Source organism: Spirosoma agri, from assembly GCF_010747415.1.
Lineage (GTDB): Bacteria > Bacteroidota > Bacteroidia > Cytophagales > Spirosomataceae > Spirosoma > Spirosoma agri.
On the sequence record NZ_JAAGNZ010000002.1, the window covers coordinates 1,237,653 to 1,264,553 of the forward strand.

General features: G+C 49.9%; 16 protein-coding genes, 2 tRNA genes and 1 pseudogene. 8 read left to right on the forward strand and 11 right to left on the reverse strand.

The features are described from left to right. Positions 1–194: 194 nt before the first annotated feature. Positions 195–1,356 (reverse strand): annotated as a pseudogene (locus GK091_RS21770) (IS3 family transposase). Positions 1,357–1,629: 273 nt separating this feature from the next. Between GK091_RS21770 and GK091_RS21775 the strand changes: the two are divergent. Beyond that, positions 1,630–2,688, forward strand: coding sequence for an outer membrane protein assembly factor BamB family protein (locus GK091_RS21775; RefSeq protein ID WP_164041975.1), 1,059 nt, complete (start codon positions 1,630–1,632; stop codon positions 2,686–2,688). Between the two features lie 169 nt (positions 2,689–2,857). Here the strand turns inward: GK091_RS21775 and GK091_RS29455 are convergent, their stop codons facing one another. From GK091_RS29455 to GK091_RS21795, 4 genes are all read right to left on the reverse strand, one after another. After that, entirely contained in the window at positions 2,858–4,354 is a 1,497-nt protein-coding gene (locus GK091_RS29455) for a hypothetical protein (RefSeq protein ID WP_212592992.1), read from the reverse strand. A gap of 104 nt (positions 4,355–4,458) precedes the next feature. Beyond that, positions 4,459–4,944, reverse strand: coding sequence for a hypothetical protein (locus tag GK091_RS21790; protein WP_246202351.1), 486 nt, complete (start codon positions 4,942–4,944; stop codon positions 4,459–4,461). Continuing rightward, positions 4,945–5,193: a hypothetical protein gene (locus tag GK091_RS29645; RefSeq protein WP_246202352.1), complete on the reverse strand. Its 249-nt coding sequence runs from the start codon at positions 5,191–5,193 to the stop codon at positions 4,945–4,947. Between the two features lie 191 nt (positions 5,194–5,384). Next, positions 5,385–5,457, reverse strand: a tRNA-Thr gene (locus GK091_RS21795). A 95-nt stretch (positions 5,458–5,552) separates the two neighbouring features. Between GK091_RS21795 and GK091_RS21800 the strand changes: the two genes are divergently transcribed. Then, complete coding sequence (locus GK091_RS21800; RefSeq protein ID WP_164041976.1) at positions 5,553–7,544, forward strand: ABC-F family ATP-binding cassette domain-containing protein; 1,992 nt, start codon at positions 5,553–5,555, stop codon at positions 7,542–7,544. Positions 7,545–7,781: 237 nt separating this feature from the next. Then, a complete protein-coding gene (locus GK091_RS21805) occupies positions 7,782–8,840 on the forward strand; it encodes a PA0069 family radical SAM protein (protein WP_164041977.1) in 1,059 nt (352 codons plus the stop codon). Between the two features lie 32 nt (positions 8,841–8,872). Here the strand turns inward: GK091_RS21805 and GK091_RS21810 are convergent, their stop codons facing one another. Continuing rightward, a complete protein-coding gene (locus GK091_RS21810; RefSeq protein WP_164041978.1) occupies positions 8,873–10,150 on the reverse strand; it encodes a thioredoxin family protein in 1,278 nt (425 codons plus the stop codon). Positions 10,151–10,357: 207 nt separating this feature from the next. Between GK091_RS21810 and GK091_RS21815 the strand changes: the two genes are divergently transcribed. From GK091_RS21815 to GK091_RS21825, 3 genes are all read left to right on the forward strand, one after another. After that, positions 10,358–12,049 carry an AMP-binding protein gene (locus GK091_RS21815; protein ID WP_164041979.1) on the forward strand — a complete coding sequence of 564 codons (1,692 nt, stop codon included), beginning with the start codon at positions 10,358–10,360 and terminating at the stop codon, positions 12,047–12,049. A 35-nt stretch (positions 12,050–12,084) separates the two neighbouring features. After that, the gene (locus GK091_RS21820; RefSeq protein ID WP_317166336.1) at positions 12,085–13,524 is read left to right on the forward strand and encodes an NAD(P)/FAD-dependent oxidoreductase; all 1,440 of its coding nucleotides are present in this window, start codon (positions 12,085–12,087) and stop codon (positions 13,522–13,524) included. A 73-nt stretch (positions 13,525–13,597) separates the two neighbouring features. After that, a complete protein-coding gene (locus GK091_RS21825) occupies positions 13,598–14,899 on the forward strand; it encodes an aminotransferase class V-fold PLP-dependent enzyme (protein ID WP_164041980.1) in 1,302 nt (433 codons plus the stop codon). Positions 14,900–15,080: 181 nt separating this feature from the next. On the opposite strand, the gene GK091_RS21830 is transcribed toward GK091_RS21825, so the two are convergent. The 3 genes from GK091_RS21830 to GK091_RS21840 all read right to left on the reverse strand — a co-directional run bounded on the left by GK091_RS21830 (position 15,081) and on the right by GK091_RS21840 (position 18,270). Next, entirely contained in the window at positions 15,081–15,947 is an 867-nt protein-coding gene (locus GK091_RS21830) for an alpha/beta fold hydrolase (RefSeq protein ID WP_170312763.1), read from the reverse strand. Between the two features lie 149 nt (positions 15,948–16,096). After that, positions 16,097–16,783 (reverse strand): DUF421 domain-containing protein, encoded by a 687-nt coding sequence (locus GK091_RS21835; RefSeq protein ID WP_164041981.1) that lies wholly within the window; start codon positions 16,781–16,783, stop codon positions 16,097–16,099. A 140-nt stretch (positions 16,784–16,923) separates the two neighbouring features. Next, on the reverse strand, positions 16,924–18,270 hold the full coding sequence (locus GK091_RS21840) for a sensor histidine kinase (protein ID WP_164041982.1): 1,347 nt from the start codon (positions 18,268–18,270) through the stop codon (positions 16,924–16,926). 308 nt (positions 18,271–18,578) lie between these two features. Here GK091_RS21840 and GK091_RS21845 point away from each other — a divergent pair, with 308 nt between their 5' ends. After that, positions 18,579–20,141 carry an FG-GAP repeat domain-containing protein gene (locus GK091_RS21845; RefSeq protein WP_164041983.1) on the forward strand — a complete coding sequence of 521 codons (1,563 nt, stop codon included), beginning with the start codon at positions 18,579–18,581 and terminating at the stop codon, positions 20,139–20,141. A 215-nt stretch (positions 20,142–20,356) separates the two neighbouring features. Here GK091_RS21845 and GK091_RS21850 read toward each other — a convergent pair whose 3' ends face one another. Together GK091_RS21850 and GK091_RS21855 are read right to left on the reverse strand one after the other, a co-directional pair. Continuing rightward, on the reverse strand, positions 20,357–21,961 hold the full coding sequence (locus tag GK091_RS21850) for a SusD/RagB family nutrient-binding outer membrane lipoprotein (RefSeq protein WP_164041984.1): 1,605 nt from the start codon (positions 21,959–21,961) through the stop codon (positions 20,357–20,359). A 13-nt stretch (positions 21,962–21,974) separates the two neighbouring features. After that, entirely contained in the window at positions 21,975–25,298 is a 3,324-nt protein-coding gene (locus tag GK091_RS21855) for a SusC/RagA family TonB-linked outer membrane protein (protein ID WP_164041985.1), read from the reverse strand. Between the two features lie 1,184 nt (positions 25,299–26,482). On the opposite strand from GK091_RS21855, the gene GK091_RS21860 reads away from it, so the two are divergent. Beyond that, positions 26,483–26,556 (forward strand) — tRNA-Arg (locus tag GK091_RS21860). The last annotated feature ends 345 nt before the right edge of the window (positions 26,557–26,901 follow it).

A 26,901-nucleotide genomic window follows, 5' to 3' on the forward strand; every position in this document is an offset into this window, starting at 1 on the left:
ATTCATGGGATGTTTTGGTTAACAGGGAACGTGTGAAATAGATCCTACTTGTGAAATACTAGTGCCCTGAGCCCATTTGGTGAGCCAGTTTTGACTGGAAGTTAAGCTACCAGTGAGGTCCCCCCAATTATCGGACCGCTCAAGGATTGAGGATCGGACGTTCATTTGTTCTTTTTTCACTGCTCTTTCCGACCTCATTTGGCACCGTCCGCGGCTGCGGTCAGCCCACCAAGTGAACTGTGAGGTCGAAATGAATTGTATTCTTCTCGCCAGCACTCAATCTTTTCCCTAGCATCTTCCAAAGACAAGAACCACCGGGCCGCCGGAGCGGTGTGCATTCAGACATTCATCTCTGAAACTGCCATTGAATGACCGCACTGGCGGCCCAGTCGATAAATGGGTTATCGGTGGGTTTGCCCGGCCGTGAAAAGTCCAGTGTTACCCGGTTGTCATACGCCCATAGATCTAATGTTTTCGAGATAAACTCGCTGCCATTATCTACTTGAATGCGCGCTGGTACCGATAAATTTACTATTTTTAATTGATTCATCACGGCTACTACGTCTTCTCCTTTCAACGACTGACCGACGTGAATAGCCACGCATTGGCGGCTATAATTATCCACTATAGTTAAGGCTCGGATTTTCCGCCCATCGAAGAGCTGATCCGCTACGAAGTCCATGCCGCTACGGCGGACCGCTCCAGCATTGATCAATACTAGAGAGTTCAGGTCGGTCTAATCGGTGAGCCGCTGATCGCTTGCGTCGAGGCCGTTTACTACGCAGATTAAGCCCCTCCAGACGATACAAACGGTGTATTCGCTTGTGATTGTCTCGCCAGCCCTCCCGCCTAAGCAGGGTGAAAATACGCTGACATCCGTACCGGACTCGGGTTTCGGCAATCTCTCGAATCCGCCTTCTGATCGCTGAATCATCTCGTGATTTTGCTTTATAAAACCAAGTCGACCGTCTTAACAAGATAACCTCACAGGCTCGTCGATTGGAGATTCGGTAGTCGTTCATCAAGCTTTGGGCCAGCCCTCTACGCTGAGCTGGCCTTAGAGCTTTTTTTTGATTACTTCCTGAAGCATCTGTTTATCTAAACTCAAATCCGCGACTAGCTGCTTTAATTGCTGGTTCTCTTCTTCAAGTTGGCGAAGCCGTCGAAGCTCAGGAACACCCAAACCACCATACTTCTTACGCTCCGGCGCCCCGGTTCCAATTGTAGAACGTGGCCTCACTGATACCCATCTTGCGACACACCTCAGCAACAACGGTTCCAGTGTCAGCCTGGCGAAGAGCAAAAACGATGGCTCGGGCCACCCCGTTGTACTTCGGTGAATTTGGTCTTTTTCATAAGCGATTATTTGATTGTTTAAGGTATCAAAAATCACCCGAACTCTCTACTTTAGATCGGTCCAGTTTAATGGGAAGAGGTCAGTTACGTCAAACACCTGAAGGAACCTACGCGGTGTGAATGATAGCCTGACAAGTATAGGCTCTATCAGAATACCTTTCGTAACTAGAGCGGCAAAGTGTCTGATTTAACCCAACGAAAACTATGTTGACCTTTTATACCCTGTTACGATGGGCAGGGCTAGTATTATTGGCCCTATCAGCATTTTCATGTTTGGATCATCAGCTACCGCCTGACGAAGCTGATACCGCTGAAACAGTGTACGTAGGCAGTGGGGACGGAAAACTTTACGCAATCAATGCCGTAACAGCAGCTACGAACTGGACTCTGCTAACGGGGGGGGCTGTCTCCTCCAGCCCTACGGTCGTTGACAAGGTTGTTTTTGTCGGCAGTAGTGATAAAAATCTGTACGCCGTTAATGCACAGACCGGCGCAAAAAAATGGTCATTTCAAACGGGCGGTCCCGTTTTTTCCAGTCCAACTGTGGTCAATGGAACCGTGTACGTAGGCAGTGAGGATAATAACGTTTACGCGATCGACGCCCTGTCTGGCCTGAAAAAATGGAGTTTTGCGACGGCCAATATCGTTCAGTCAAGCCCTACCGTAGTCAACGGGATCGTCTACGTGGGAAGTAATGACGGCAGGATGTATGCTCTCAATGCGACAACCGGCATCAAAGTATGGGAGTTGAATAGGGGGCTCATCATTGCCTCGAGTCCTGCGGTGGCTAATGGGCTCGTTTATGTTACCGATGTTGGGGGCAGTCTGCTAGCCGTTGACGCGGCAACGGGGTTGTTGAAATGGGCAACCCCACGGGATGCCGTTATCGGCGCAACCGGGCGACTCTTTTTCTCATCAAGTCCCACGGTGGTTGGTGATAATGTATACTTTAGCAGTGGCGGGGGCAGTTTAAACGCAGTCAACGCCATAACCGGCACGTCGATATGGAATTTTCGACTGAGCTATGGAGCGGCTGTCAGCCCTGCCGTCAGTGAGGGGAAAGTGTATATTCATAATTATGATTTGTACGCTGTGGATGCTACCACAGGCGTTAGGGTATGGTCCGTAGACGGTTCCTTACGATTTGGAGGGCAGGGGCCGGTTGTCGTCAATGATATTGTGTACGTGGGAGGAAGCCAGCTACACGCCCTGAACGCAACGACTGGGGCCAAACTATGGGATGCGGCTACCGGCTCTATTTCAGGGTCGGCCTGCGTTGTTACCCGAAAAGGAGCTGTTTACCACCCTAGCATTAGCGGAGATCAGCAATAGACTAGCGTGTTGTGCCTAAGTAGGTACTTCATAGAGCCTTCCTTTTTAGTAGTCGAGCGCGGCCCGCTGTGCGTCGGTGAGTTGAAAAATCCCGAACTCAGGAAACAGGGGTAGTTGCCCGCCCTTCGTCTGGTTGAATCGCTCTATTCGTCGTCGGAGGTTGTTGCGCTCATTGCTCTCTTTGTTCCTGACGTTGTGAGCGGCCCGACTGTACAAATCTTCTTTTGAGCCTTTGGCATACTGCCGGTGCTGTCGTTCGAGCGTCAGCAACAGGTCGTCGTTGGTGCGTAGCATTGCCGCCGATACAAACCGTTGGCCCGGTTTTGGGTCCTTTATCAATACACCCGTTACTGGACATATAATCGGCTCCGGTTGGGGGGTTAATTGTTGTATCTATCGTGTCAGGTTGTAACACTGAATACAAGGGGTCAATAATGGACATTGCGCCCGTTAATCCATTAGTAGGCAAGTCGGTTAAAAGTGGACATTTTTCAGGTGCTGGCTGTGGAGATTCTTGGTTATTGTCTTGATCTGGCAAAGTAGCTACAAAGTCAGGTTTTGTCAGGTCGCACCACGTTGCCCGGTGGTCATCTATCTGGGTTAGCAGTTGATCGGTGACACGGGTTAACCGTTGCCATGTATAACTAATTAGCGCGGTTGTTTGCACCTGCCAGTTGTTGCCCTGCTGGTGTCGGTCAATCAATGCCCGGTATTGTTGTTCCGTTCGTTGTCGTTGTTTCCACAGCCGCGCCCGGTCAGCGGTGGGGAGATCATCAGGTAATTGCCAATAGCGAGTATTGCGCCCATTCTGGTAAATCTCGCGTTCGCGGGGTGTCAGGTTGCCCGCGTTTATCGTTGGATCGTCAAACAGTATCTTGCTGAAGGTATCGACCAACAACGCCCCCAACGCTCTGTAGTTCGCTACTTTTAGCAGATCGGCTAGGGTGTTAAGATAGACTCCTGTTTTGTCGAAGTAAATCATCTTGGCAACCTTGATTTCAAATCGTAGCAGGTTTTTATCTAATCCCCGCTGTTTACCCTTATCATACAACTTTATCGTAAACCGTTGGAACCGGCATTCACAATAAGGTGTCTGGCTGCGCGTATCACGAGAAAATGGTTTGCTCTTGTAGCTGACAAGGTTTTGCAATAGCTGAGCAACCGGAAAAGGCAAGACCACGTTTACCCCAAATTCAATTGTGTTGATTTTTAAAGTAAAAGGGTCAATGCCGTAGTGTGATACCAACTGATCAAGTGTCATTAGTAGATCGGTTGCAGTGAATTGATCGGCGTTGTGTTCGCCAAAGTTGTAAAACTTATGCAAACTGCCTTTTACCTCAACCCGTTGTCCTGCGCCCGTTCGTCGGGGTACGAGCCGAAAGGTCAGTTTACGCCCTTGTATCAATTGCATCGGATTACTTATTGAAACAACGAACAGGGTTCCTAACTGATTGGCTAGCACATCAATTGTCACTGGTTTACCTGTTTTATTGTCAAAGATTCTATTTGACTTTGCGAGCACCCAAACCAATTCTGCCAAATCCGTCTTGTCGCCCCTGTTATCTCTCCACCGGAGTTTTATGTCTGGCTCTACACTCTGTGTATTTTGAATTCCAGTGAGAGTTGGTTGTGATTGTGTCGTAGAAGTTTCAACTGCTGTTGTCACACTATCTGATAGAGGAGTACTTTGGGGTGATTCCTCCTTAGGGATATACGAAATGAGAGTGGGAAATTTATGCGGGTGTTATTGAACTGTCCATAATTGATTGGCTAGGTTTGCAATTTCTTCACATTCGTTATTAAACTCATAACATCCACTAACTTTTTAAACTTTGAGTTTTGGTAGATCGTGTTTTCGTGCAATCCATCAATGTGTGATTGCTTCAGCATCACTTTGAGGTCTTTTAACAGCGTACCTACGTAGTTGAGGGTTAGGCCCTTATTTGTGAGCCAAAGTTTAAAGGCATCATAGTAAGGCATACTATAAACGTCATACTCAGTGGAGTTCCCGGTTTCAGTCTGGTATCGGTCGAGCACGCGTTTAAGTTTCATGTATCCTGCCAATGTATGAGCCGCGTGTTTAGTCTCTTTGGCGGTCAATCTATTGCCCGCCTGTGATTCATCTACAAACCGTACTATATAGTTTGTGAATGACTCTTTAGCGTCTTCACTGGTAAGATTGGTTTTTTCCTCCCTTCCTAGCTCCCGGTCGAGATGTAATTTGATAAGATCGTTTATGATGGGGACCTCTGCCAATTATAGGCGGTTGGGTACGGCGCGTAGTGCAGACCGTTGGCGGTCGAGGTGAGCGTTGATTGTTTCGTTGGCTCGCTGCAATACCTTGTTCTTGGTGTTAGTACGAGCGCGGCCATATTCAGCATCCCAAAGGTCAGGCAAAATACGTTGTCCGGTTGAGTTTTTGAACCGGGTGTATTGATAGCGATAAACGAGGTAAATAAGGATTGGCGCGGTAGCGCGGGGGTCTTTCAGCAGGCATTTTACCACCTTATCGGTGATAGTTCGTATTGTTCTTAACTGGTTTGGTCAATACCAATTAACGAACAAAATCAATACGGGGGACGAATAAACCTTACAAAACCGTATTAATATCAATAAGGCTGTATAAAGAAAAAAGGCTAATCCGTTAATTTTGAGTGAAAACACTCGAAAACGAATTAGCTTAAGTATGTTTTGTGAGCCTCCTATAGGACTTGAACCTACGACCCCTTCATTACGAATGAAGTGCTCTACCAACTGAGCTAAGGAGGCTTATAATCGCTGTTCGGCAGCGTTTACGTGTGCAAATATAACAGAGTTGAATGTAAGAACGCAAGTATCCGTTCTATTTTTGGTAAATTTGCACTATGATTTCCATTACAAACCTCTCGTACTATCTTGGTAGCCGGGCTCTTTATGAAAATGCCTCGCTACACATTAAGCCTAATCAGAAAATTGGTCTGATCGGTCTTAATGGAACTGGCAAGTCCACGTTATTGCGCATCATCTATGGGGAATACCAGCCCGACGGCGGTATCATCTCCAAGGCCGGTGATGTGTCGATCGGTTTTCTGAACCAGGATTTGTTGTCCTATCAGACCGAGGACTCGATTCTGTCGGTAGCGATGCAGGCTTTTGCGCGTCAGAACGAACTGCAAAAACAGATCGACGCGCTGCTCCATGAAATGGAAACGAACTACCGGGATGAACTGGTCGACAAGCTGGGTAAAGTACAGGAAGAGTTCGATGCGCTCGATGGCTATACAATTCAGTCCAGAGCGGAAGAAATTCTGGAAGGTCTTGGCTTCTCGACCGACGATTTGCAGAAACCATTGAAACTGTTTTCCGGGGGCTGGCGGATGCGGGTTATGCTCGCTAAACTGCTGTTGCAAAAGCCATCGCTGCTCATGCTCGATGAGCCAACCAACCACCTGGACTTACCGTCGATTCAATGGGTTGAAAAATACGTTCAGAACTACGAAGGTGCCGTTATTGTGGTTTCCCACGATCGCGAATTTATTGATAACGTAGTCGATACGATTGTTGAGGTGTCGGGCGCTAAATTGAATTACTACGCGGGTGACTATTCCTATTATATGGAGGAAAAGGCACTGCGTAATGAGATTCAGAAGGGCGCATTCGAAAACCAGCAGGCAAAAATCCGGCAGACAGAACGCTTTATCGAACGATTCAAGGCAAAGGCTTCGAAGGCCAAACAGGCACAGAGCCGGGTCAAGCAACTCGAACGAATGGAGCTTGTTGACGATGTGATCGATAGCAATGCCCGCGTCAATTTCAAGTTTAACTTCTCGCAGCAACCGGGTCGGCATATTCTGCATTTAGACGATATTTCGAAGGCTTACGGCGAAAAACGGATACTGACCCGCTCCACTGCCCGGCTCGAACGGGGCGATAAAGTGGCCCTGATTGGCGCTAATGGACGCGGTAAATCGACACTGTTGCGTATCATTTCGGGGTCGGAACCTATTGATGGTGATCGACTGCTGGGCTACAACGTGTCATTTAGCTTCTATGCCCAGCACCAGCTTGAGTCGCTTCGGGTTGAGGACTCGATGCTCGACGAACTCAAACAGGCCAACCCAACGAAATCGGATGGCGAACTGCGGGGGGTGCTCGGCTGCTTCCTGTTTTCGGGCGACGATGTGTTCAAGAAAATAAAAGTGCTGTCGGGGGGGGAGAAGTCCCGCGTGGCGCTCGCGAAGGTGTTGCTGTCACAGGCGAACTTCCTGCTGCTTGACGAGCCGACCAACCACCTGGACATGCAATCGGTCAATATTCTGATTCAGGCGTTGCAGCAGTATGAAGGCACGTATGTGGTTGTGTCCCACGACCGGTATTTCGTGTCGCAGATCGCCAACAAGATCTGGTACATTGAAGATGAGCAGATCAAAGAATACCCCGGCACGTACGACGAGTACGAGTGGTGGCAGGAAGAGCGTAAAGCGCAGGGGTATGTTCCGTCTAAACAACCCGCCGATAATTCAAAAACACTGCCCGTACCCAGTCCGGCCCCAGCTACGAACGGCCATGCGCAACACGGAAACGGGAAGCCGGCTACGAATGGTCGGGCATCGGACGAGGAACGGAAAGAGTGGCACAAGACCCTTAAGAACCTGAACCGTCAGGCGCAGGAGTCGGAAACTAAAATTGGTCAGTTGGAAGAGCGCAAGAAATGGCTTGAAACTGAACTCGCTAACCCAGCTACCTATGGTGATGATAAATTGATGCAAGCCAAAAACGATGAATACCGGCACGTAACGGCGCAAATCAATCAGCTACAGGATGAGTGGGAAACCGCCATGCTCGAGGCTGAAGAATGGGAGAAGAAGCTGGCGTAAGCCGAATCATTCATCGATCAGGTAAGAAGCCGGAGGGATAGACCCTTCGGCTTTTGCTTTCGTAGCCAGTCACCATCGCCGAGCCACCAGTCAGGTCATAGAGAATGATCACAATGGCCTGAATAAGGCGGGTTATTTCCGTTGATTGACTTGCCTCTTACCGGTCAATCAGTTGCGGATCTGTATGGTAAATTTTATGGTACAAGTAAAATATATTTATGTTTTATTTGTACTGTTATGGGGGAGTATAAAAAGGGTAGGGGAGCGCAGGTCAATACCGCTAATTCGTTTGCAAATTATCAGTATGAACTGGATAACGAACAGGAATCGTATGGCGATGATTTGCCTAAACCATCGCTGAAAACACAGTTTTTTGACGAAACGTCCAAGCAGATTATCAGTCGCACGACTAGTCCGGATGTTGGCTTTACGGCTTCGGTTAATCCTTATCAGGGATGTGAACACGGCTGCATTTACTGCTACGCCCGACCGTCACACGAGTACTGGGGCTTTTCGGCGGGGCTGGATTTTGAAAGCAAAATCATGGTGAAGAAGAATGCGCCCATGCTGCTTGACCGGCAATTTCAGGCACGTTCGTATAAGCCGGAAGTCATTCATTTCTCGGGTAATACGGATTGCTATCAACCCGCCGAGCGTACGTACCAGCTCACTCGCCGTATGCTTCAACTCTGCCTGCATTACCGAAATCCAGTTTCGATCATTACCAAGAACGCGCTCATTCTTCGCGATCTGGACATTCTGAAGTCACTCGCCGAACTGAATCTGGTTAGCGTAGCTATATCGATAACAACGCTGAACGAAGACTTGCGCCTGTTGATGGAGCCGCGTACCGTTACGGCTACCCAGCGACTGCGCACCATTCACACGCTGCACGAATCGGGTATACCGGTAGGCGTTATGACGGCACCCATCATTCCTGGCCTGAACGATCACGAAATACCCAAGCTTGTGGAACAGGCCGCTGAACAGGGTGCCTGTTGGGCGGCTTATACGATCGTCCGGCTCAATGGGGCCCTTGGGCCGTTGTTTACCGATTGGCTCAGACAGGCTTTTCCAGACCGTGCCGATCGTATCCTCCATCAGATCGCTGATTGTCATGGAGGACAGCTCAACGATTCCCGGTTTGAGACGCGTATGACCGGTGAAGGTCAGTTTGCCCGGCACATTGCCCAGCTACACCGTATTTCCTGTCAAAAATACCTCGCCGGACGCCAGCCACCCCAACTGACCACTGCTCTGTTTCGCCCTGCCGGACAGATCGGCTTGTTTGAATGATAACGTATTTTACTCATTAATTGAGCTCCTGGTCACTTCAACGAAGCAACCTGCTCCTCATACCGCTTCGTGTCCAATTTAGCTTTACGGGCTATGTCAACGCCCTTTTGAGCCGCAGCGAGCGCTTCGGTTTTCTGACCCATCTTCTGATAAGCCAATGCCAACTCGTAATACAGATCAGCTACCTGTTTGGTATTTTGCTGGCCTGGTTCGATGAGCTTGAGTCCATCGGCTGCCCAGATCGGCATGGATGACAGATACGTGTTATCAGTCGCTTTCTCGTTAAAATAGTGCATCAGATAAGCGTAGTCGGGGAGTTTCAGGGTTGGTATCTGTTGGCGGTACTCGTTGAAGCGTTCAACAGCGGCCGTGGTGTTCCGGGCTCGTAAGTGAGCGTCCAGTTCTTTCAGTAATGTTCGGGGAGCAGCTTCGTTGGCCGGTACGCCCAGGGCAACCATGTACTCCCGCATCTGTACAACCTTAGCCGCCGGGTAGGTATCGCCCTTGGGGCCATATAACGTTTTGAAGATGATGCCTTCACCCGCTTCTTTCACGTCTTTCGCCTGATACTTCGCCGAAAACTCGTTGAGATGCGTAAAGAAGTAGGTCGCCAGCGGACTATCGATGTCGTCGGTGAGCCGTTGCAGAACGTAAAAACCAATCAGACTGGTTCTATCCTGCGGGAGTACCAGCAGCGTGTTCAGGGCGTCGGTGATCTGGTGCAGCTGAGCGGTGTCTTTTATCGTTTTGCAGTGTTTGGCAAAATCGATCAGAAAATTCAGGTTACGTTCACCCGCCTGAAAACGGGCTGCGTAGCCTGCTGTTCGTTGCTGCGGATTCAGCGCTGTACGACCGAGTTGAATGACCTGATCGATGAATTCCTGTTTGTTCGTACGTTCGGAAGGGGTCGCCAGATGAATCACGTTGCCACCCGAATCGAGGAATAGCAGAACGGGAAATTCAAGGTAAGCGATACCCTTCGTGTTTTGTAAGGTTTTGGATTCCTGCGAGTTGGCTTCCGTTTTCCAGCTGATAAAGTTAGCGTTGTAGAAATTTCCCACTGGCGTCTCGTTGAGAATAGGAGCCAAGGCTTCACAGTGGGGGCAACCGGTCAGGTAGACTTCGATAAACAACGGCTTACGAGCCGTTTTAGCGGCTGCAATTGCCTGCTGGAGGCTCCCTGTTAGAAAATGAACGCCAGTCGTCGATCCCTGTTTGGTAGTTTGACCATGAGCAATGCCAACGCTAATCCACGTTAGTAGAAAGCTGATCCCGATCGATCGGCGAAGTTGTTGTACCAGATAGTGCATGAATACGAATGTAAAAAGAGAACGGAGCACGTCGGTTGAGTAGGCCGGTTAAGACTAGCCACAGAAAAAGATCAGTGCAAAAGTGATGCCTTGCGTTAACCAGCACAGGCTTATATATAGGTATAAATTTATATTTTCTAGTCAATTTTCAAGAAAATTGCGCTGTTCTTTCTAAATTTATAGTTGATCAGATTTTGCTGTCCCGCTATGGAAACGAACGGCTCAGGTGAGCAATCAAACAAAACGATTATTCATTATTTCTATGAGTGGGAGCGGCTACAGCCTTATAAACTCTTTCTGTGTCAACCCATTGGCGATAGCTTTGTCGATATAACTTGGGGCGAAGCCGGTCGGCAGATACGGATCATGGCAACTTACCTGAATTCGTTGGGCTTGCCGCCGAAGAGTACCATTGGACTCGTTTCCAAAAACTGCGCACACTGGCTTATTGCCGATCTGGCGATCCTGATAAGCGACCACGTATCGGTGCCGTTCTACCCGACACTTACGGGGCCGCAGCTAAGACAGGTGCTTGAGCATAGTGAGTGCAGCGTTCTGTTTGTCGGGAAGCTGGATGACTGGACGTCGCTAAAAACGGGCATTCCCGACGAGGTACACAAAATAGCCTTTCCATCGTATTCATCCGCTGTCCCAGCCATAACCGACCAGGCCATTCAATGGGATGAGATCATGGCTACGTATGAGCCGATGAGCGGTAATCCACTGCCGAAACCAGCCGATTTATTCACAATCGTTTACACCTCCGGTACAACAGGCAAGCCGAAAGGTGTCATGCTTTCGTACGATGCAATGGCTCAGGCTCTGGAAAAAACGCGTCAGCAAATGGTTTCTGATCTTCCCGAGACAAGGTTCTTTTCGTATCTGCCTCTGTGCCATATCGCGGAACGGAACATCGTGGAAGCCATCGGCATTGCTACCGGCGGAACGATTTACTTCGCGGAGTCACTCGACACATTCGCCAAAAATCTGGCTAGCGCCCGCCCGACTCATTTTCTGGCCGTTCCCCGCATCTGGACGCGTTTCCAGCTGGGAATTCTGGCAAAAATACCACAGAAAAAACTAGACTGGCTGTTACGGATGCCTATTCTGTCGGGTATCGTTACGCGAAAAATACGGCAGGGACTGGGTCTCGATGATGCGAAGTTGATTCTGACCGGGGCGGCCCCTATGCCGATTTCGCTACTGCTCTGGTTCAGGCGATTGGGTATCCGTATTCAGGAAGCGTACGGAATGACCGAAAACCTGGGCGCGGTGTCGATGATGCCCGCAGATCAGGTGAAAGACGGAACCGTTGGCCGCGTGAATGAGGGCATGGCCGTACGAACCGATCCCATAACGGGTGAGATCATGACGCGTTCCCGCTGGAACATGGTTGGCTATTATCGGGAACCCGCCCTGACGGCGGCAACGCTGAAGGATGGCTGGCTCTACACGGGCGACGTTGGCGAACTGGACAGCGACGGTTTTCTGCGCATCACGGGTCGCGTTAAAGAAATGTACAAAAGTCCGAAGGGTGAGTACATTGCCCCGGCGCAACTCGAATTCGGGTTTGCCGATAATAACCACATTGAGCAGATCTGCGTCACGGGCCAGCAGTTGCCCCAACCCATCGCACTTGTCGTGCTGTCCGAAGCGGCCCGGAAAAATGATCGGCCAACGATTACGCTGAGCCTGGAAAAAACGCTGAAAGGGCTGAATCAGCGGGTTCATACCTACGAACGGGTCAAAAAACTCATCGTGGTGAAGGAACCCTGGACGGTTGAAAACAACCGGATGACGCCCACCATGAAAATGAAGCGCAACAGCATAGACGATCATTATGGCAACCAGTATGAACCCTGGTTCAGTCGGGAAGAGGTCGTTGTCTGGGAGGAGTAACCTGCATCTGGCCCGGTTCTGACGAAACAAAGCCTATGGCTGCCGACGTTGGCTTTTTTATGAATTCGTCGGCCATCCAATCGAATCGCTTCCTGAATAATGCCGTACTTTGGGGAAACTGCTGGTTTATTGTTCGCTCTATGCGCCACATCGTTATACTGGGTAATGGCATTTCCGGGATTACGGCTGCCCGTGAGATCCGCAAGCAGTGCGATGATCAAATTACGGTCGTCTCCGCCGAAACGGACCATTTTTTCTCGCGAACGGCCCTGATGTATGTGTACATGGGGCATCTGGAATTCCATCACACAAAACCGTATGAGGATTGGTTCTGGGCCAAAAACCGGATCGAACTGGTTCGGGCGGAGGTGACGGGTATGGACGTTGACGCAAAACATATTCAGTATGCCGATGGTCAGCGGCTTTCGTACGATGTGCTGATTCTGGCCGTCGGATCGAAGCCTAATTTTTTCGACTGGCCGGGTCAGAATCTGCGGGGTGTGCAGGGGCTCTACGGAAAACCCGACCTCGACCGGATGGAAGCCGATACGAAAGGAATTCAACAGGCGGTGGTTGTGGGGGGCGGGCTGATTGGTATTGAACTGTGTGAAATGCTGCGTTCACGGGGTATACAGGTTACGTTTCTGGTGCGGGAAGACCGGTTCTGGAAGAGCGTATTGCCCACCGATGAGTCAGCCCTGGTGACCCGGCACATCAAGCAGCACCATATCAATATCCGTATCGATACGGAACTGGCCGAAATCATTGGCGATGGTGCCGGTCGGGTTAGTGCCGTTGTCACAAAAGCTGGGGAAGAAATTCCGGCCCAGTTTGTGGGCGTAGCCGTTGGGGTTAGTCCTAACGTTGATTTTTTGAAAAACACGCCGTTGCAGATCGATCGGGGTATTCTGGTCAATGCGTATCTGGAAACGAACCTGCCCGACGTGTACGCTATTGGCGACTGTGTGCAACACCGAACCCCACCCGATGGCCGAAAACCGGTGGAGCAGATCTGGTATACCGGTCGCCAGATGGGCGAAACTGTTGCCAGAACGATCGTTGGTAAACCGACCACTTATCAGCCGGGTGTTTTCTTCAATTCAGCAAAATTCTTCGACATCGAGTATCAGACGTATGGCCATGTGCCTGCCCGGCCTCCGGAAGACGAACAATCATTCTACTGGGAACATCCGAAAGGAACCATTGCTCTACGGATCAATTACCGACGGCGTGACCAGACCGTTGTTGGCGTAAATTCATTCGGCATCCGGCAGCGACAGGACGTTTGGCAGCAGTGGATTTTGGATGGCAAATCAATCCAGTACGTACTGGAACATCTGCCGCAGGCAAATTTCGACCCCGAGTTTTCCAAACAGTACGAGTCGCTGATCATTGCACAGTTCAATGCCGAAAATCCGGAACATAAATTTCGTATTAAGGCAAAGAGAGGGCTGTTTAGTTTGTTTAGGGGTTGATTGGTAGTGATTTTGGGAGGTATTCTCTATATTAGCCATATCTTCTATATTCACCTGAAAACTTCTTTCTGCAATGACTCAATCGCGTAGACACTTCATGCGGCAGCTCAGTGCGGCAGCAGCCGGTCCCCTGGTCTTGCCCGACTGGACGGAAACAAACGCGCTGGACCACGTAAAGCAGTCTCCTGCCAACCTGAAATCACCGCAGGAGTGGGCGCAGGATGAAGATTTCTGGGCGTGGGTCAAAACGGAATTTACCGTGTCGCCTAATGTGCTGAACCTGAATAACGGGGGTGTGAGTCCACAGCCAAAATCGGTACAGGATGCCCACATTCGATTTTATCAGTATGCGAACGAAGCACCGTCATACTACATGTGGCGGGTTCTGGATCAGGGACGCGAAGCACTGCGGTCGAAGCTGGCTGACCTTTCGGGCTGCCTGCCCGACGAACTGGCCATCAACCGGAACGCGACGGAAGGACTGAACACGGTCATTTTCGGGCTGAATCTCAAAGCCGGTGATGAGGTCGTATTGACCAAACAGGACTATCCGAACATGATCAACGCCTGGAAACAGCGCGAAAAACGCGATGGCATCAAACTGGTCTGGCTTAATCTAGACCTGCCTTCCGAGAACGAAGACGAACTCGTTGCCAGATACGTGAAGGCTTTTACGCCCCGGACAAAGGTGGTTCACGTGACGCACATCATCAACTGGGTCGGTCAGATCATGCCCGTTCGTAAGGTTGCCGATGCAGCCCACGCCAAAGGCATCGAAGTTATCTGCGACGGCGCGCATTCGTACGCTCACCTCGACTATAAAATTCCCGATCTCGGTTGCGATTATTACGCCACCAGTCTGCATAAATGGCTCTGTGCACCGTTTGGCAGCGGGATGCTGTACATCAAAAAAGATAAGATCAAAAACGTGTGGGCCCTGCTGTCGAATACCGAACCCGACGGTACAGACATCCGAAAATTCGAATCACTGGGAACCCGGTCGTTTGCGTCTGAAATGGCCATCGGTACTGCCGTTGATTTTCACCAGGCTATCGGATCGGCGCGCAAGCACGCCCGGCTGCATTTTCTCAAAAACTATTGGGCCGAACGGGTTCGTGAACTGCCGGGTGTTCATGTACATACGTCACTTAAGCCTGAATGGGCGGGGGCTATCGCGCTGTTCTCCATCGATGGGATGAAAACAACGGAGGTTGATGGTCAGCTGTTTGGCAGCCATAAAATTCACGCGGTAGGTATCGACTGGGAAAATATTCACGGTGTTCGGGTCACTCCCCACGTATACACGAGCCTTAAGGACCTCGACCGGCTGGTGGCGGCTATCGCCGGTATGGCCGCTAAACAGAAGAAAAGTTAACGAGTTGGTCGCTTGTGGATTACTCATTATCCACTGTCAGCCACGCGATATGGCCACATCCGACAGGCCCTGGGCCAATAGGGAACGTGACGCTGTACTCGTTGCTGCGTTTATTGATACGGTGTGCTGTATACGTTCAACAATCGGATACCTGTGAACAGCCCGGTGCCACTCGTTCGCTTTAGTCGAGCTGCGCCATGCCTCTTGTTTTCCGGTACGGTGTTTTGAAAAAATCCCCGACAACCTGATTGAATATATCTTTGTAACGAACGAGTGTCGAGTGGCCGGAATTAGGCAAAATCCACAGGTACGAGTTCGGAATGGCTTCGGCAATCAGCATCGTGTGTTTGGGCAGAATTACGTCATGATCACCCCCAATGACCAGCGTAGGGCATTTCACGTTCGTCAAGTCTGCGGTCGAAATATGGGGATGGAAGGCCATCAGGTTCAGCAACTTCTTCTGGGCCTTTACCGCCGGTGTCTGTGTAACCTTGGCGAGACTGTCATTCGTGGATACGATCCAATTGACGAGACTCGGTTCAAGAGCCGTCGTGTCGGGCCATAGATTAGCACCCGTGATGGCGAGTTTCTTTACTTTTTCAGGATGGCGCATGGCCAGTAACAAGCCATTGATGCCGCCATCACTCCAGCCAACTACGTAACACGAGTCCAGATGAAGCTGATCCAGCAAGGCATTGACGTCGTCGGCCATCATCTCGTAGGTAAGTGAGTCGCTCGTGTCCGTTGATTTTCCCTGCGCCCGGCTATCAACGGCAATCACGTTGTAGTTCCTCGCAAAATGGGGAATCTGATTGCTGAAATCACGGATCGAACCGCCATTGCCGTGGATGAAGAGCAACGGCTTACCCGCGCCATATACTTCGTAATACAGTTTGAAACCCCTCACATTGGCATACTTCCCAACCTTGGCGTTGCTGCCGTATGCGGTGGAACGAGTAGACGTAATGGGTAACGTCGGTTGGCCCAAAGCCGATAACGCCGGCAGGAATGCAACCAGAACCAGTAGTAGCGTTTTTATTGGATTCATTGTTTGGGCTAGTTAGCGGTAAAGATATTATAAGGCAGGTATTCACGGGATTGTGGGTATTTCATACGCCGAATCTTCAAGATACGGCGTATGAAATACCCACAATCCCGCGCGCTAATCGAGGCCTGGTCTCAGTTAGCTTAATTAGCTTAGGTCCGTCGCAGGGTGTGAATGGCTTTTACCCATTCAGTATGCTGACAGCGCGGACACGTATGGTGCCGATCGCCAATCGACTCCACCAACCCGCAGGTGGTGCAGGCGTATTGCCCCGCCTGAGGGACTAGATCACTTTTCTTGTGGTAGAGTTTGGGTAAAATGGGTAACCCTGGCTTGACCTCCTCATCCGCATAGTAGAAAAAGCTCACAGAGCCATTGGTTTCCAGTAAAGCCGTTTGTACCTGGCCTACATGCTCGATGTTCTGCTGCCGCATCTCGGAAAAAAACTCATCTTTGGCATACGTCTGCTCACTGGCCTCGATCAGTACAAACTGGCCCTCCTCGATGATGTAGGTGGGATCGCCCTCCAGTATACTCTCGAACCGTTCGCTACGGGAGGCTAACCAGGTTATAAGCCGGTAAAATCCTAAAATGGTGACGAAAACGAGTGCAGCGGGCACGATAGCATTCTCTGGATTGACCATTGGGTCACCAGCTGCCGAACCCAGGCCGATAATGATCGCTACTTCGAAGATGGACAGCTGGCGGACTCCTTTCTTTCCCGACAGGCGTAAAAAGATCAGGATACAGGAAAACATGATCAGGGTTCTGACCACAATCTCCAGGGCCAGGCTCCAATCCAAATCGTTTATGAAAATGGTCTTGCTATCAAACTCCATACCGTCGCGTTTAAAACTGAATCCTGAACATTACTTGAACGAGGTAGGTCATCAGGTCATTGTTTACAGCGCAACCGCCCGTCAACAAACCAGCCGTATCGATTCCTTCATAACCGCCTGGCTATTGGGCGGTGAGTCATCTAGTTGGGTAGATAGACACTAAACGTTGCACCCTGACCGGGCCGGCTGGTAGCAGCAATCGCGCCCCCGTGATTGGTCACTACTTTCTCGCAGATGGCCAGGCCAATGCCGGTGCCTGAAAACTCGCTTTTACCGTGTAGCCGCTGAAAGACCTGAAAAATTCGGTCAGCATGTTTCTGCTCGAAGCCAATACCATTGTCGATCACATCGATTCGGTAGTAAAGCGGGGCCGAAAGAGAAGGTTTTATCGTTGTCGGCAAGTTCTTGGCGAGGAGCGTCTGGACACGAATTTGAATGAGTGGCGTTTTCGCTGTACTAGCCTTCGGGCGACGAGATGGATCTGGTCGGCTGAACTTCAGGGCATTACCCAGTAGATTCTGAAAAAGCTGGCCCAACTGAACTGAGTCTCCCAACACTTCAGGCAGGGCATCCACCTGAACAACTGCCCCCGTTTCGGCAATGACCAGTTCTAGATCCATCAGTACCGTCTGGACAACTGCCGAGAGAGGGATCAGGTGTCGATTGTCGTGGATGGCCGAGATTCGTGAATAACTCAACAGGTCACGAATCAGGATCGACATGCGATTAGCCGCCGATTGCATCCGATCGAGATAGGTACGTCCTTCCCCCAACTGGTCGGCGTACTGGTTTTGCAGTAAGCTGCCAAACGACTGAATTTTTCGCAGCGGTTCCTGCAAGTCGTGGGAAGCTACAGAGGCAAATTGTTGCAGGTTACCATTGGCTCTGTTCAGTTCGTCATTGGCATCTTTCAGCGCCTGGGTACGCTTCTGGACCTGCTCTTCGAGTTCAGCTGCCAGCGTTCGGTAGCGCTGCTCGCTCTGCAGAAGTGCTCTGTTGGCTTTTCGTAAGGCTAGCAGATTTACCACCTGGTTGGTCAGGGCCCGCAACGCAGTTAGTTGCGCCGGGTCCAACTCTCGGGGTTTGTCATCAAGAACGCACAGGGAGCCCAAGGCAAAGCCATCGGCATCGACCAGCGGTACCCCGGCGTAAAAAACGACATGGGGGGCACCCGTAACAAATGGATTGCTCGCGAACCGTTCATCCTGACGTGCATCAGGGACCAGGAAGGTTTCGTACGGATTCAGGATGGCGTGGGCGCAAAAAGAAAACTGACGGGGCGTTTCCCGAAGAGCAAGCCCACGATTCGCTTTAAACCACTGCCTTTTTTCGTCTACCAGACTAATTAACGAGATCGGAGTCTGACAGATTTGAGAAGCCAGATTCGTAATATTATCATAATCGGCCTCAGGTAAGGAGTCCAGAATATCATAACTTCGCAAGGCATTCAGCCTATTTGTTTCATCGTCAGAATCAGGAAGTAGCATCGTTCAGCGCAGCCAATGTGTCGTATCGTATAGTCAGGTAGCTAATGACAGATAACACTTCTAGAAAAGGGTATGTTTAGCGAAACTTTCCTTTTGACCCGCACATCGGGTATTTTGCGCCAGTTAGGCGCTGCACGTTCCAGGTGATGCCGACAACGACCGGCCTCTCGTAATTGCCGGGCGTATACCGGTATAAATCGATTCTGAACCGCGTTCAACGATCTTAATGAGGAGTAACGCAAGCTGTCGGCTGCGAAGTCTGTTCGTGGATGTATAATTTTACCGTTCGAATTACAAACGAAAGCCTGATGTCTGCCAGCAAAATCGGTTTGCTCCTTTTCATTCCCCTAAGTCTGCTCTCTTTTTTCGATCTGGAGACTACTGATACGCTGAACGTTGACGGAAAGGAAGCGACAATTGCGGATTCAACGTCCTCCGGTAAGCAACTGGCCTTGCGTTACTGCGGGAGTTGTCATCAATTTCCGGAACCCGAATTACTCGACAAAAAGACCTGGGTCACGAGCGTTCTGCCAAATATGGGTAGGCGACTTGGGATCAGACAGCCCGGACAAGATACACTGAAAGCCCTCTCGCCCGAGGAGGAAAAAGCCATCAGCCAGCTAAACATTTATCCCCAAACCGCCGTGCTCTCGCTAGACGACTGGAATCAACTTGTCAGCTACTATGAACGTACCGCGCCCGCCGAACCGTTACCCCAGAAATCGCACCTGTCTATAACCAATCAGCTCCCGTTATTCAAGGCGAAGGAGGTATCGCCAGGTGACAAACCCGTTCCGCAAACGACCCTGTTGGCCTACGACAAAACGACGGCTCAACTCTACGTGGGCGATGCGCAACAGGCGCTGTATGTCCTGAACAGCCAGCTGAAACTGAACGATACGTGGTGGATCGATACTCCACCGACGGACATTGACTTTCCCCGGAATGCGGCTCCCCGGTTGCTTACCATTGGCGTTTTCAATCCATCGGACCAGCGACTGGGCCGACTCATGACGCTGGAACGAACTGCGAAAGTTGGTTCTACGCCTGTCAACATTAAGGAATTGCCCCGACCCGTGCAGTTTGCGGCCGGTGATCTGAACGCCGATGGCAACGAAGACGTCGTGATCTGCGGGTTCGGCAATAACGCGGGAAAACTGTTCTGGTACGACGGTTTCGATCCGGCAAAAGAACACATTCTAAAATCACTTCCCGGTGCCCGAAACGTTGAGATTGCCGACTTCAATCACGACAAAAAACCGGACATCATGGTCCTGATGGCGCAGGCACGGGAAGAAGTTGCCATCTTTTATAACCAGGGAAATGGCCAGTTTAAGGAAAAGACCGTGTTGCGTTTCTCGCCCGCATTCGGGTCCAGCTATTTCGAACTCGTTGATTTTAATAAGGATGGTTTCCAGGACATCCTACTGACCAATGGTGACAACTGGGATTATTCGGCTATCGACAAAAATTACCACGGCGTACGTATTTATCTGAATGACAAAAAAGATAATTTCAAGGAGACTTGGTTTTATCCAATGTACGGTGCCAGTAAAGCCATTGCCCATGATTTTGACAAGGACGGTGACCTCGATATTGCGGCCACGGCCTTCTATTCAAATTTGGCTCAGGCCGAGCAGGGTTTTGTTTATTTTTCGAACGAAGGCCGGTTGACATTTAAACCCTATAGCACCCCGGAAGGCGCTGATGGGAAATGGCTGACGATGGAAGCCGCCGACTTCGATCAGGATGGCGATATGGATATTATTCTGGGTTCTTACTTTCACACCGTCGGCGAAATGACTCAGCTGCTTTTCAAGGGGATTACGTCTTTTCCGCAACTACTGGTATTGGAGAATCAGGGGAAATAAACGCAGTTGACCTCACCCCCGGCCCCTCTCGGCAACGGCCGCCCGGCTAAAGCAGGAGAGGGGTGCAACCAATATAAAAAATGAGTAAAACAGTGTAAAATGTAAAATACCGGCAGTTGGGGTGATGTAAACCTCCAGACAACAAAAATGGGCAGACCGATTGGTTTGCCCATTCTAATTCAATACACTAATTTATCTTATCGAATAGGAACGTCTTATTTCACATCCCAGAAAATTTTCGTTGTCAGATTGTCCGTTGCTTTTACGGCCGCGTAGTTGGCCGCATTGTACGTAATCTCATTCCCTGGAATCGTCCAGCGAGTAGGGGGTAGGGTCTGATTGTTCGCATTATCGACCTGGAACGTCAGCACCGGATAATCCAGACGACGAATATCGGCCCAGTTTTCGTAAGGCTGAACCAGGTTGTAATGCAGCCACTTCTGCGTAGCGATCAGCTTCAGCTTGTCGGTATTGTTGGCTGCACTGCTCCAGTTTACACCCGAACCAGCGATGTAGGCCGAGATAGACGCTGCCGTTGCCGCCGTAGGGATTGTCGAGTTGGTAATACCCGTGGCGTTGGTCAGGGCTAAAATTCCGTTGTAGAATTGTACCGACTGCGTGATGGCTGTTTCGTAGGCCGTTTTTGCCGACGCATCGTTGCCCGCTCTCAGGTAATATTCGGCTTTGATCAGGTTCATCTGCGCGGCATTGATCAGGATACCGGGGAAGAACTGGTTGCGGCTCAGCGTGTAGCGGTTGTAGATAGCTACCTGACCGGAATTGATGAACGTCGTTTGTGCTGCTTCGGTAGCTGTAGGGTCAACGCCATTGTATTGACCAGCCGCATTGGCACCGGGTTCGAAGAGGATAGGCAGACGGGGGTCTTTGTTGACGTTCATGTTGTCGATGATCGCTTTCCCTGCCGTATTACCATACCAACCATCGCCCTCGATACCATCCCGGAATCCCTTCGAGTTGATATCCGTATTGATGTCATACACGTTGATCTGGATATTCTGCGCGTTGGTTTCAACGATTGGGTAGGTCGTTGCGTTGCCCAGAATCTCCGCCATTTCGGTGTTCGAACGGGATTTGAAGCTCTCCACGCCCGAAACCCGGTTTAACAGCCGCAGACGAAGCGAATTGGTGTATCGTTTCCAGGCCGTTATGTCGCCTTTGTTCACGAAGTCCTGCGTTTGGAATGACTTCTGGTAACCGGCATTCAGGGTGACCCCGTTCAACTCCGTTGCAATCCGTTTGAGATCGTCCATCAGGAAGGTATAAATACCTTCAGCCGTGTCGAACTTCGCACTGGAGCCTACGTAATCACCGCCGTTGGTGCTGAGCAAACCTGCCGTGCTGAACGGAATGGAACCGTGTAGGTCAACCATTTTCTGCGTATAATCATACACATAGACCGCTGCCGTCAGCATGAAAATTTTCAGGTTGGCCTGTTGGTCTGCCGTCTTCGATGCGTATACTTTTTGCAGTTCGCGATACTGCGCCAGCATGTTGTAATAATTGTACCAAACGTCCTCTACGCCCGACGAACCCGGAACGTACTGTCCGGATGCGTTGACCCAGCCCGTTGCCTGTGTGTAGTGGTTGACGGATGTACGCAGGGTAACGAAGTAATACCGATAGCCGGGCAGCACGTAATCTTTATTGGCAAACAGCACCCCGGTAAACTGCTTCTCTACGGTTGTCTCCGCAATCTTGGCCGGATCTGGATAAGCATCGGTAAATTCGGACTCCTTACAAGACACGTTTGCCAGTAAAAGACCCCCTAAAAATAAACTAGCTATTTTTTTCATTTTCATGATTGTCATAAGGTTAGAAGCTGGCCCGTAGCATTACCCCCATAGTGCGGAACGATGGGTTGTTGCCAGCATTGTTGATGTTGTCTGACCATCTCGTACCGACGTTGGTTTGTTCAGCATCCAGATCTTTGATGGTTCTGTAGAAGAAGAACAGGTTACGACCAAACACCGACAGGGTCAGATTCTGCGTACCGATCTTACGGGTGATGCTGGCCGGAATCCGGTAGCCCAACGAGATCTCTCTCATTTTGACATAGGTATTCTCTTTCACGTACAACTCGTAACGCGCGTTGCCGTACTGAGGGCCACCCCAGTTGTAGGTACTGTTGTAGTACGTAGCCTGCGAGATAACATTGGTGTTTGCTTCGCCCGATGCCAGTACGCCGTTCATCAGCATCCCGTCGTTGTAGACCACTTCACCTTTCGGTCCGGCAGCAGCCGTTGTCTGAACGCCTTTGCCGTTGGCATCTTTGTAGTAGCGAAGACCACCGTGTTCGGCATCCATCGCGTTCAGGCTTTCTTCGGTCAGACCACGTGAGGTCATCCAGTTGATACCGGTCGGCATGATCGAGCCACCATAGCGGAAATCAACCACAACGTCCAGATTGAAGCCTTTATAGCTGAAGTTATTGAGCAAACCACCGGTCAGTTTTGGCATGGAGTTACCCGCTTTGATCCAGTTAGCACCATCCAGTTGGTAGAGGCCGTTCGGCCCAACAACATCGCGTCCACTAGCATCTTTCAGGATACCGTGTACATAAATATCGCCCATCGGCTGCCCGACAACAGAACGCAACTGCGCTGCGTTACCGTCGTAATCAGCGTGTAACAGTTCAGTCGAATTGTTCGCCAGTTTCTCAACTTTGTTGCTGTTTTTGGCCAGGTTCAGCGTCATATCCCAGTTCAGTCCGTTGACATCAGCACTTTTTAGCAGCGACATGTTCAGAGCCAGCTCCAGACCCTGGTTCCGCAGCGTACCGATGTTGGCCAGAATGGTTTTGGCACCCGAGCTGGCAGCAATCGTCAGGGGTAAGATCTGATCAACAATCTGTGCGTTGTAGTACGACAGATCGATGCCTAACCGTCTTTTAAACAGTCGGGCTTCGAAGCCAAACTCAAACTCGCGCTTTTGTTCGGGCCGAATTTTGTCGTTACCGTAGTCACTGCTGATGTTGGTATACAATACCGAGCTTCCACCCGCTTGCTGCACGCTCAGGCTTCCCTGGTTGTAGGCATTGTTGGCTCTGTAGATAATCGGATAGTTACCCACGATACCCCACGAACCTCGTAGTTTAGCGTAATCAACAACGGTTGGCAACCGGAATATGTCGCTCAGGACAAGGCTCGTATTGACCGATGGGTATACGAAAGCGTTGTTTCCTTTGGCGAGTGTCGAGGTACGGTCTCTCCGGATGGTTCCTTCAACAAAGAAGAAGTTCTTGTAATCGAAGTTCAGCGTACCCAGGAAGGCATCCCGAACGTAGCGGTCGCGGCTATTGCTACCGCCTGGCGTGTTCGCCGAAGCCGATATGTCGAAGAAGTTCTCGGTGCTCAAGCCACCGTTTGTTTCCCGCTTCATCAACGTATTCAGCATCTTGTTGGCTGTGTAGCCTCCTCTGGCCGAAACCGTTATGTCATCGTTTACCTTTTTGGTGTAGTTCAGCAAAACGTCCGTGTACACGTTGCTATACAGGTTATTGCTCATGGCAAAGTATCCTGAATAGCCGAATGCCAGTGGAATAGAGCTACGTTGCTTGTCTTCAAGACGTTCCGAGGTGAAGTCCGTTCCAACCCGACCGCGTAATGACAGTTCGTCCGTGATCTGCCAGTTCTGGGTGATGCTGGCGATGATGCGGTTGCTGTATTCGTCGTAGGTATTGGCACGGGTGCTCCACATGTAATCACCGATGTCCCCTTTGAAACCGTTCCGGATGATGTTCTCATTCGGGGTCAAACTCTGGTTAGTTCCCGTTACGTACTTGTAACCCAGGCTCGTCTGGTATTTATTAGCGTACCAGTCGGCTGACTCGAATCGGTTCATCATTCCCGAAAAGCTATTGATCATGCGATCCACTTTATAGGGACGGTTGTGCGTATACTGGTTGACGTAGTTAACCATCAGATCCGTTTTCAGCTTCTTGTTGGCATTGAAGCTGGCGTTCAGGTTCATGATGTTCTTTTCGTTCTTGGCCCCGTAGCTGATCATACCGTTGTCCTGACGAGTGTACGAAAAACGCAGGGTAGAATTCTCCGACGACTTGGATACAGCCAGGTTGATGTTGGCACTGTGCGCGTTCTGGAACAGATCGGCATAGCTATTGCCCGACGGCGAATAAGGCCGGATAACACCATCAAATGACATGACGGGTTGCCCATCGAACTTGGGCCCGAAGTTAACCGTTGCCCCAAGCAGTCCACGCGTATCGCCTTTGCCGTCGCCATCCGTATCGTAGTAGATAAATCCGTTGGCATCCTGACCACCGTTGGCGTAGTTCAGCATATACCCCGGACCTCTGACGTTCTGGTAACGGGGCAGGTACGCGATTTTGTCAACGCTGTAGCTGGCGCTGAAATCGACACCCAGTCCTTTTTTGCCTTTACCGGTTTTGGTTGTCACCAAGACCACACCGTTAACGGCTTCAGAGCCGTAGAGCGCAGCGGCCGAAGCCCCTTTCAGAATCGAAATGTTTTCGATATCGGCTGGGTTCAGATCGAGTAGACCGTTACCCCGAATCCGCTGATCGCCCCAGTAATCGTTGTTCCGCACTTCACCGTTCCGAATGGGGATACCATCCATCACGATTAGCGGTTGTGTATTCCCCGTAATGGACGACAGACCACGGATGCTGATGCTTACCGCGCTGGTTGCACCACCCGGCGTAGCGTTGATCATAACACCCGGCGCTTTTCCGTAGAGTGCCGTAGCAAAGTTTGGCGATGCGGTTTTAACGAGCGCATCGTTGTTGACAACGGCGGTAGCATAACCCAGTGCACGCTCTTCCTTCTTGATACCAAACGCAGTTACAACGACTTCATTGATGGTCGACGCATCTTCGTCCAGCAACACATCGACCGTCGAGGTGTTTGTTACGATTACTTCCTTGGTTTTGTAGCCGATGAAGGAGAAGACGAGCGTTCTGTTTTGGGCAGCTTTGATTGAGTACTTACCGTTAGCATCTGTGATTGTACCCAACGTACTGCCCTTCACGACAATGGAAACACCGGGGAGGGGTTGCGCATCAGTGCCGCCGGTAACCCTGCCCGATATGGTCTGTGCCAACACGGGAGTGCTTATAACCAACAATATGATTACGAGCTTAAGTATATCTTTCACCATAGAAAAAATTGTTAGATAGGAGATTAAAGAAACTTAATGCAATAATAATATTTTTTTTTAAATAGACTCAAAAATTAAAAAAATTTAAAAACATCGGTTAACCAGTAGAAGGCTCTATTTGTTTACTAAGTATTTTTTCTATAGTGCCCTGCTACGACCGGAGTAAGTACTGAACGTATGAGTAGGAACAAACACGAAGCTTGTAATCAGGGCAAAATGGACGCTCATTCCTTGTTTGTCAATAGGGCCAGTCAAAAGCATAACCTTATTGACTGGCCGGATTACCACTGGAATGCTTGTGTTTTGTGACTGTTGTGTTTTGGTCAATAGATGTTGGCTGGACCTCTTGCCAGCTACGCCAAAATCTGCTCCCACTCGCGTCGGAGCGCTTCTAGGGGTGCCCGAATCGATCTGCCATCGAAGGCTTCGACGGGTAATAAAATAGACCGCTTATTCTCTATCAGCACTATTTTGGTAAACTGCCACCCCGACCCAGCAAACGTGGTTAATGCTTCAAGACACGATTCTAGGTCCTGACATCCATAGCTACATTCCTGGGGACAGCCATCCGGGCAGATACACGAGAAGACTAAGATGGACATAACGTAGTAACATAAGTTCACTTAAATGTACTAAAACTATGTCACTTTGTTTCATGTATTGCCTATAAAAAGCAATTTGTCTAGTGCGCTGACGATGATAATGACCAGTGAGATTGACGAAAAACACGAACAGAGTAGCTGTGCACAAAAGCTAAATTTGTGGGGTGCTCAACGAATTTAGGGACGACAGCTGGGCATGAACCACTGCCAAAGTAGGTTATTCTTCTTTTTGATAACCGGTTCTGGATCGACGAGAAACAGAATAGCCAGTGACGAGAAAGTCCTCGGAGAGAAGGATAGAATACTACTCGTAAACCAGTCGATAAAGCACTAAGAGTAACAGCCATTGAGTGTCAAAAAGCTGATAGTGAAGCCAACGCATGCGTTTAAAACAGGCCGCTGGGTGCAGGAATCGCAAATTGGTATCGATATGTTTTGTAAAAGAGTAGCGATCAGCGTACTTTTGGCGTATATATGTCGGTGTGGACGGCTATAAATTCTGTCATACCGGTTATGTAAAGGTCTGTAGTTGATTATATGAACGGCAGACTTTTCAACTTGAAATTGTAAACAGTTTTCTTTGGTCCTGTAGCTCAGTTGGATAGAGCATCTGCCTTCTAAGCAGACGGTCAAGCGTTCGAGTCGCTTCGGGATCACCTACTAATCAGGCCGTTACGCTATATGTAACGGCTTTTTTTATTTCCGCTCGCCTGCAAAGTCGCCTACATTGCCCCCACGAAGTCTATACTAAGAAGTATCAGCGACTGTTAATTCTGTCAGCGTGATACCCGGTTTGTTTACCTTAATGATCTGGCAACACATACTGATGCCGAGTTTCATCGCTACTTCGCCGAGTGGGTAAACATCTATTATAATTGGCTGAACGTCCTGCTTAAGACTGATAGTTCGAAGCTTTGAAAGCTTACTTTCTGGCTAAAATTGTTGCCTGCAATGAAGTATATTTTTACTACAGCGAAACCATGAAAGGCCGCTGTTATAGT

Excerpts from the sequence above, each read along its gene's own strand:
- GK091_RS21800 (WP_164041976.1), top strand. The coding sequence starts at position 5,553 with ATGATTTCCATTACAAACCTCTCGTACTATCTTGGTAGCCGGGCTCTT.
- GK091_RS21805 (WP_164041977.1), top strand. The coding sequence starts at position 7,782 with ATGGGGGAGTATAAAAAGGGTAGGGGAGCGCAGGTCAATACCGCTAAT.
- GK091_RS21810 (WP_164041978.1), bottom strand. The coding sequence starts at position 10,150 with ATGCACTATCTGGTACAACAACTTCGCCGATCGATCGGGATCAGCTTT.
- GK091_RS21815 (WP_164041979.1), top strand. The coding sequence starts at position 10,358 with ATGGAAACGAACGGCTCAGGTGAGCAATCAAACAAAACGATTATTCAT.
- GK091_RS21820 (WP_317166336.1), top strand. The coding sequence starts at position 12,085 with ATGGCTGCCGACGTTGGCTTTTTTATGAATTCGTCGGCCATCCAATCG.
- GK091_RS21825 (WP_164041980.1), top strand. The coding sequence starts at position 13,598 with ATGACTCAATCGCGTAGACACTTCATGCGGCAGCTCAGTGCGGCAGCA.
- GK091_RS21830 (WP_170312763.1), bottom strand. The coding sequence starts at position 15,947 with ATGAATCCAATAAAAACGCTACTACTGGTTCTGGTTGCATTCCTGCCG.
- GK091_RS21835 (WP_164041981.1), bottom strand. The coding sequence starts at position 16,783 with ATGGAGTTTGATAGCAAGACCATTTTCATAAACGATTTGGATTGGAGC.
- GK091_RS21840 (WP_164041982.1), bottom strand. The coding sequence starts at position 18,270 with ATGCTACTTCCTGATTCTGACGATGAAACAAATAGGCTGAATGCCTTG.
- GK091_RS21845 (WP_164041983.1), top strand. The coding sequence starts at position 18,579 with ATGTCTGCCAGCAAAATCGGTTTGCTCCTTTTCATTCCCCTAAGTCTG.
- GK091_RS21850 (WP_164041984.1), bottom strand. The coding sequence starts at position 21,961 with ATGAAAATGAAAAAAATAGCTAGTTTATTTTTAGGGGGTCTTTTACTG.
- GK091_RS21855 (WP_164041985.1), bottom strand. The coding sequence starts at position 25,298 with ATGGTGAAAGATATACTTAAGCTCGTAATCATATTGTTGGTTATAAGC.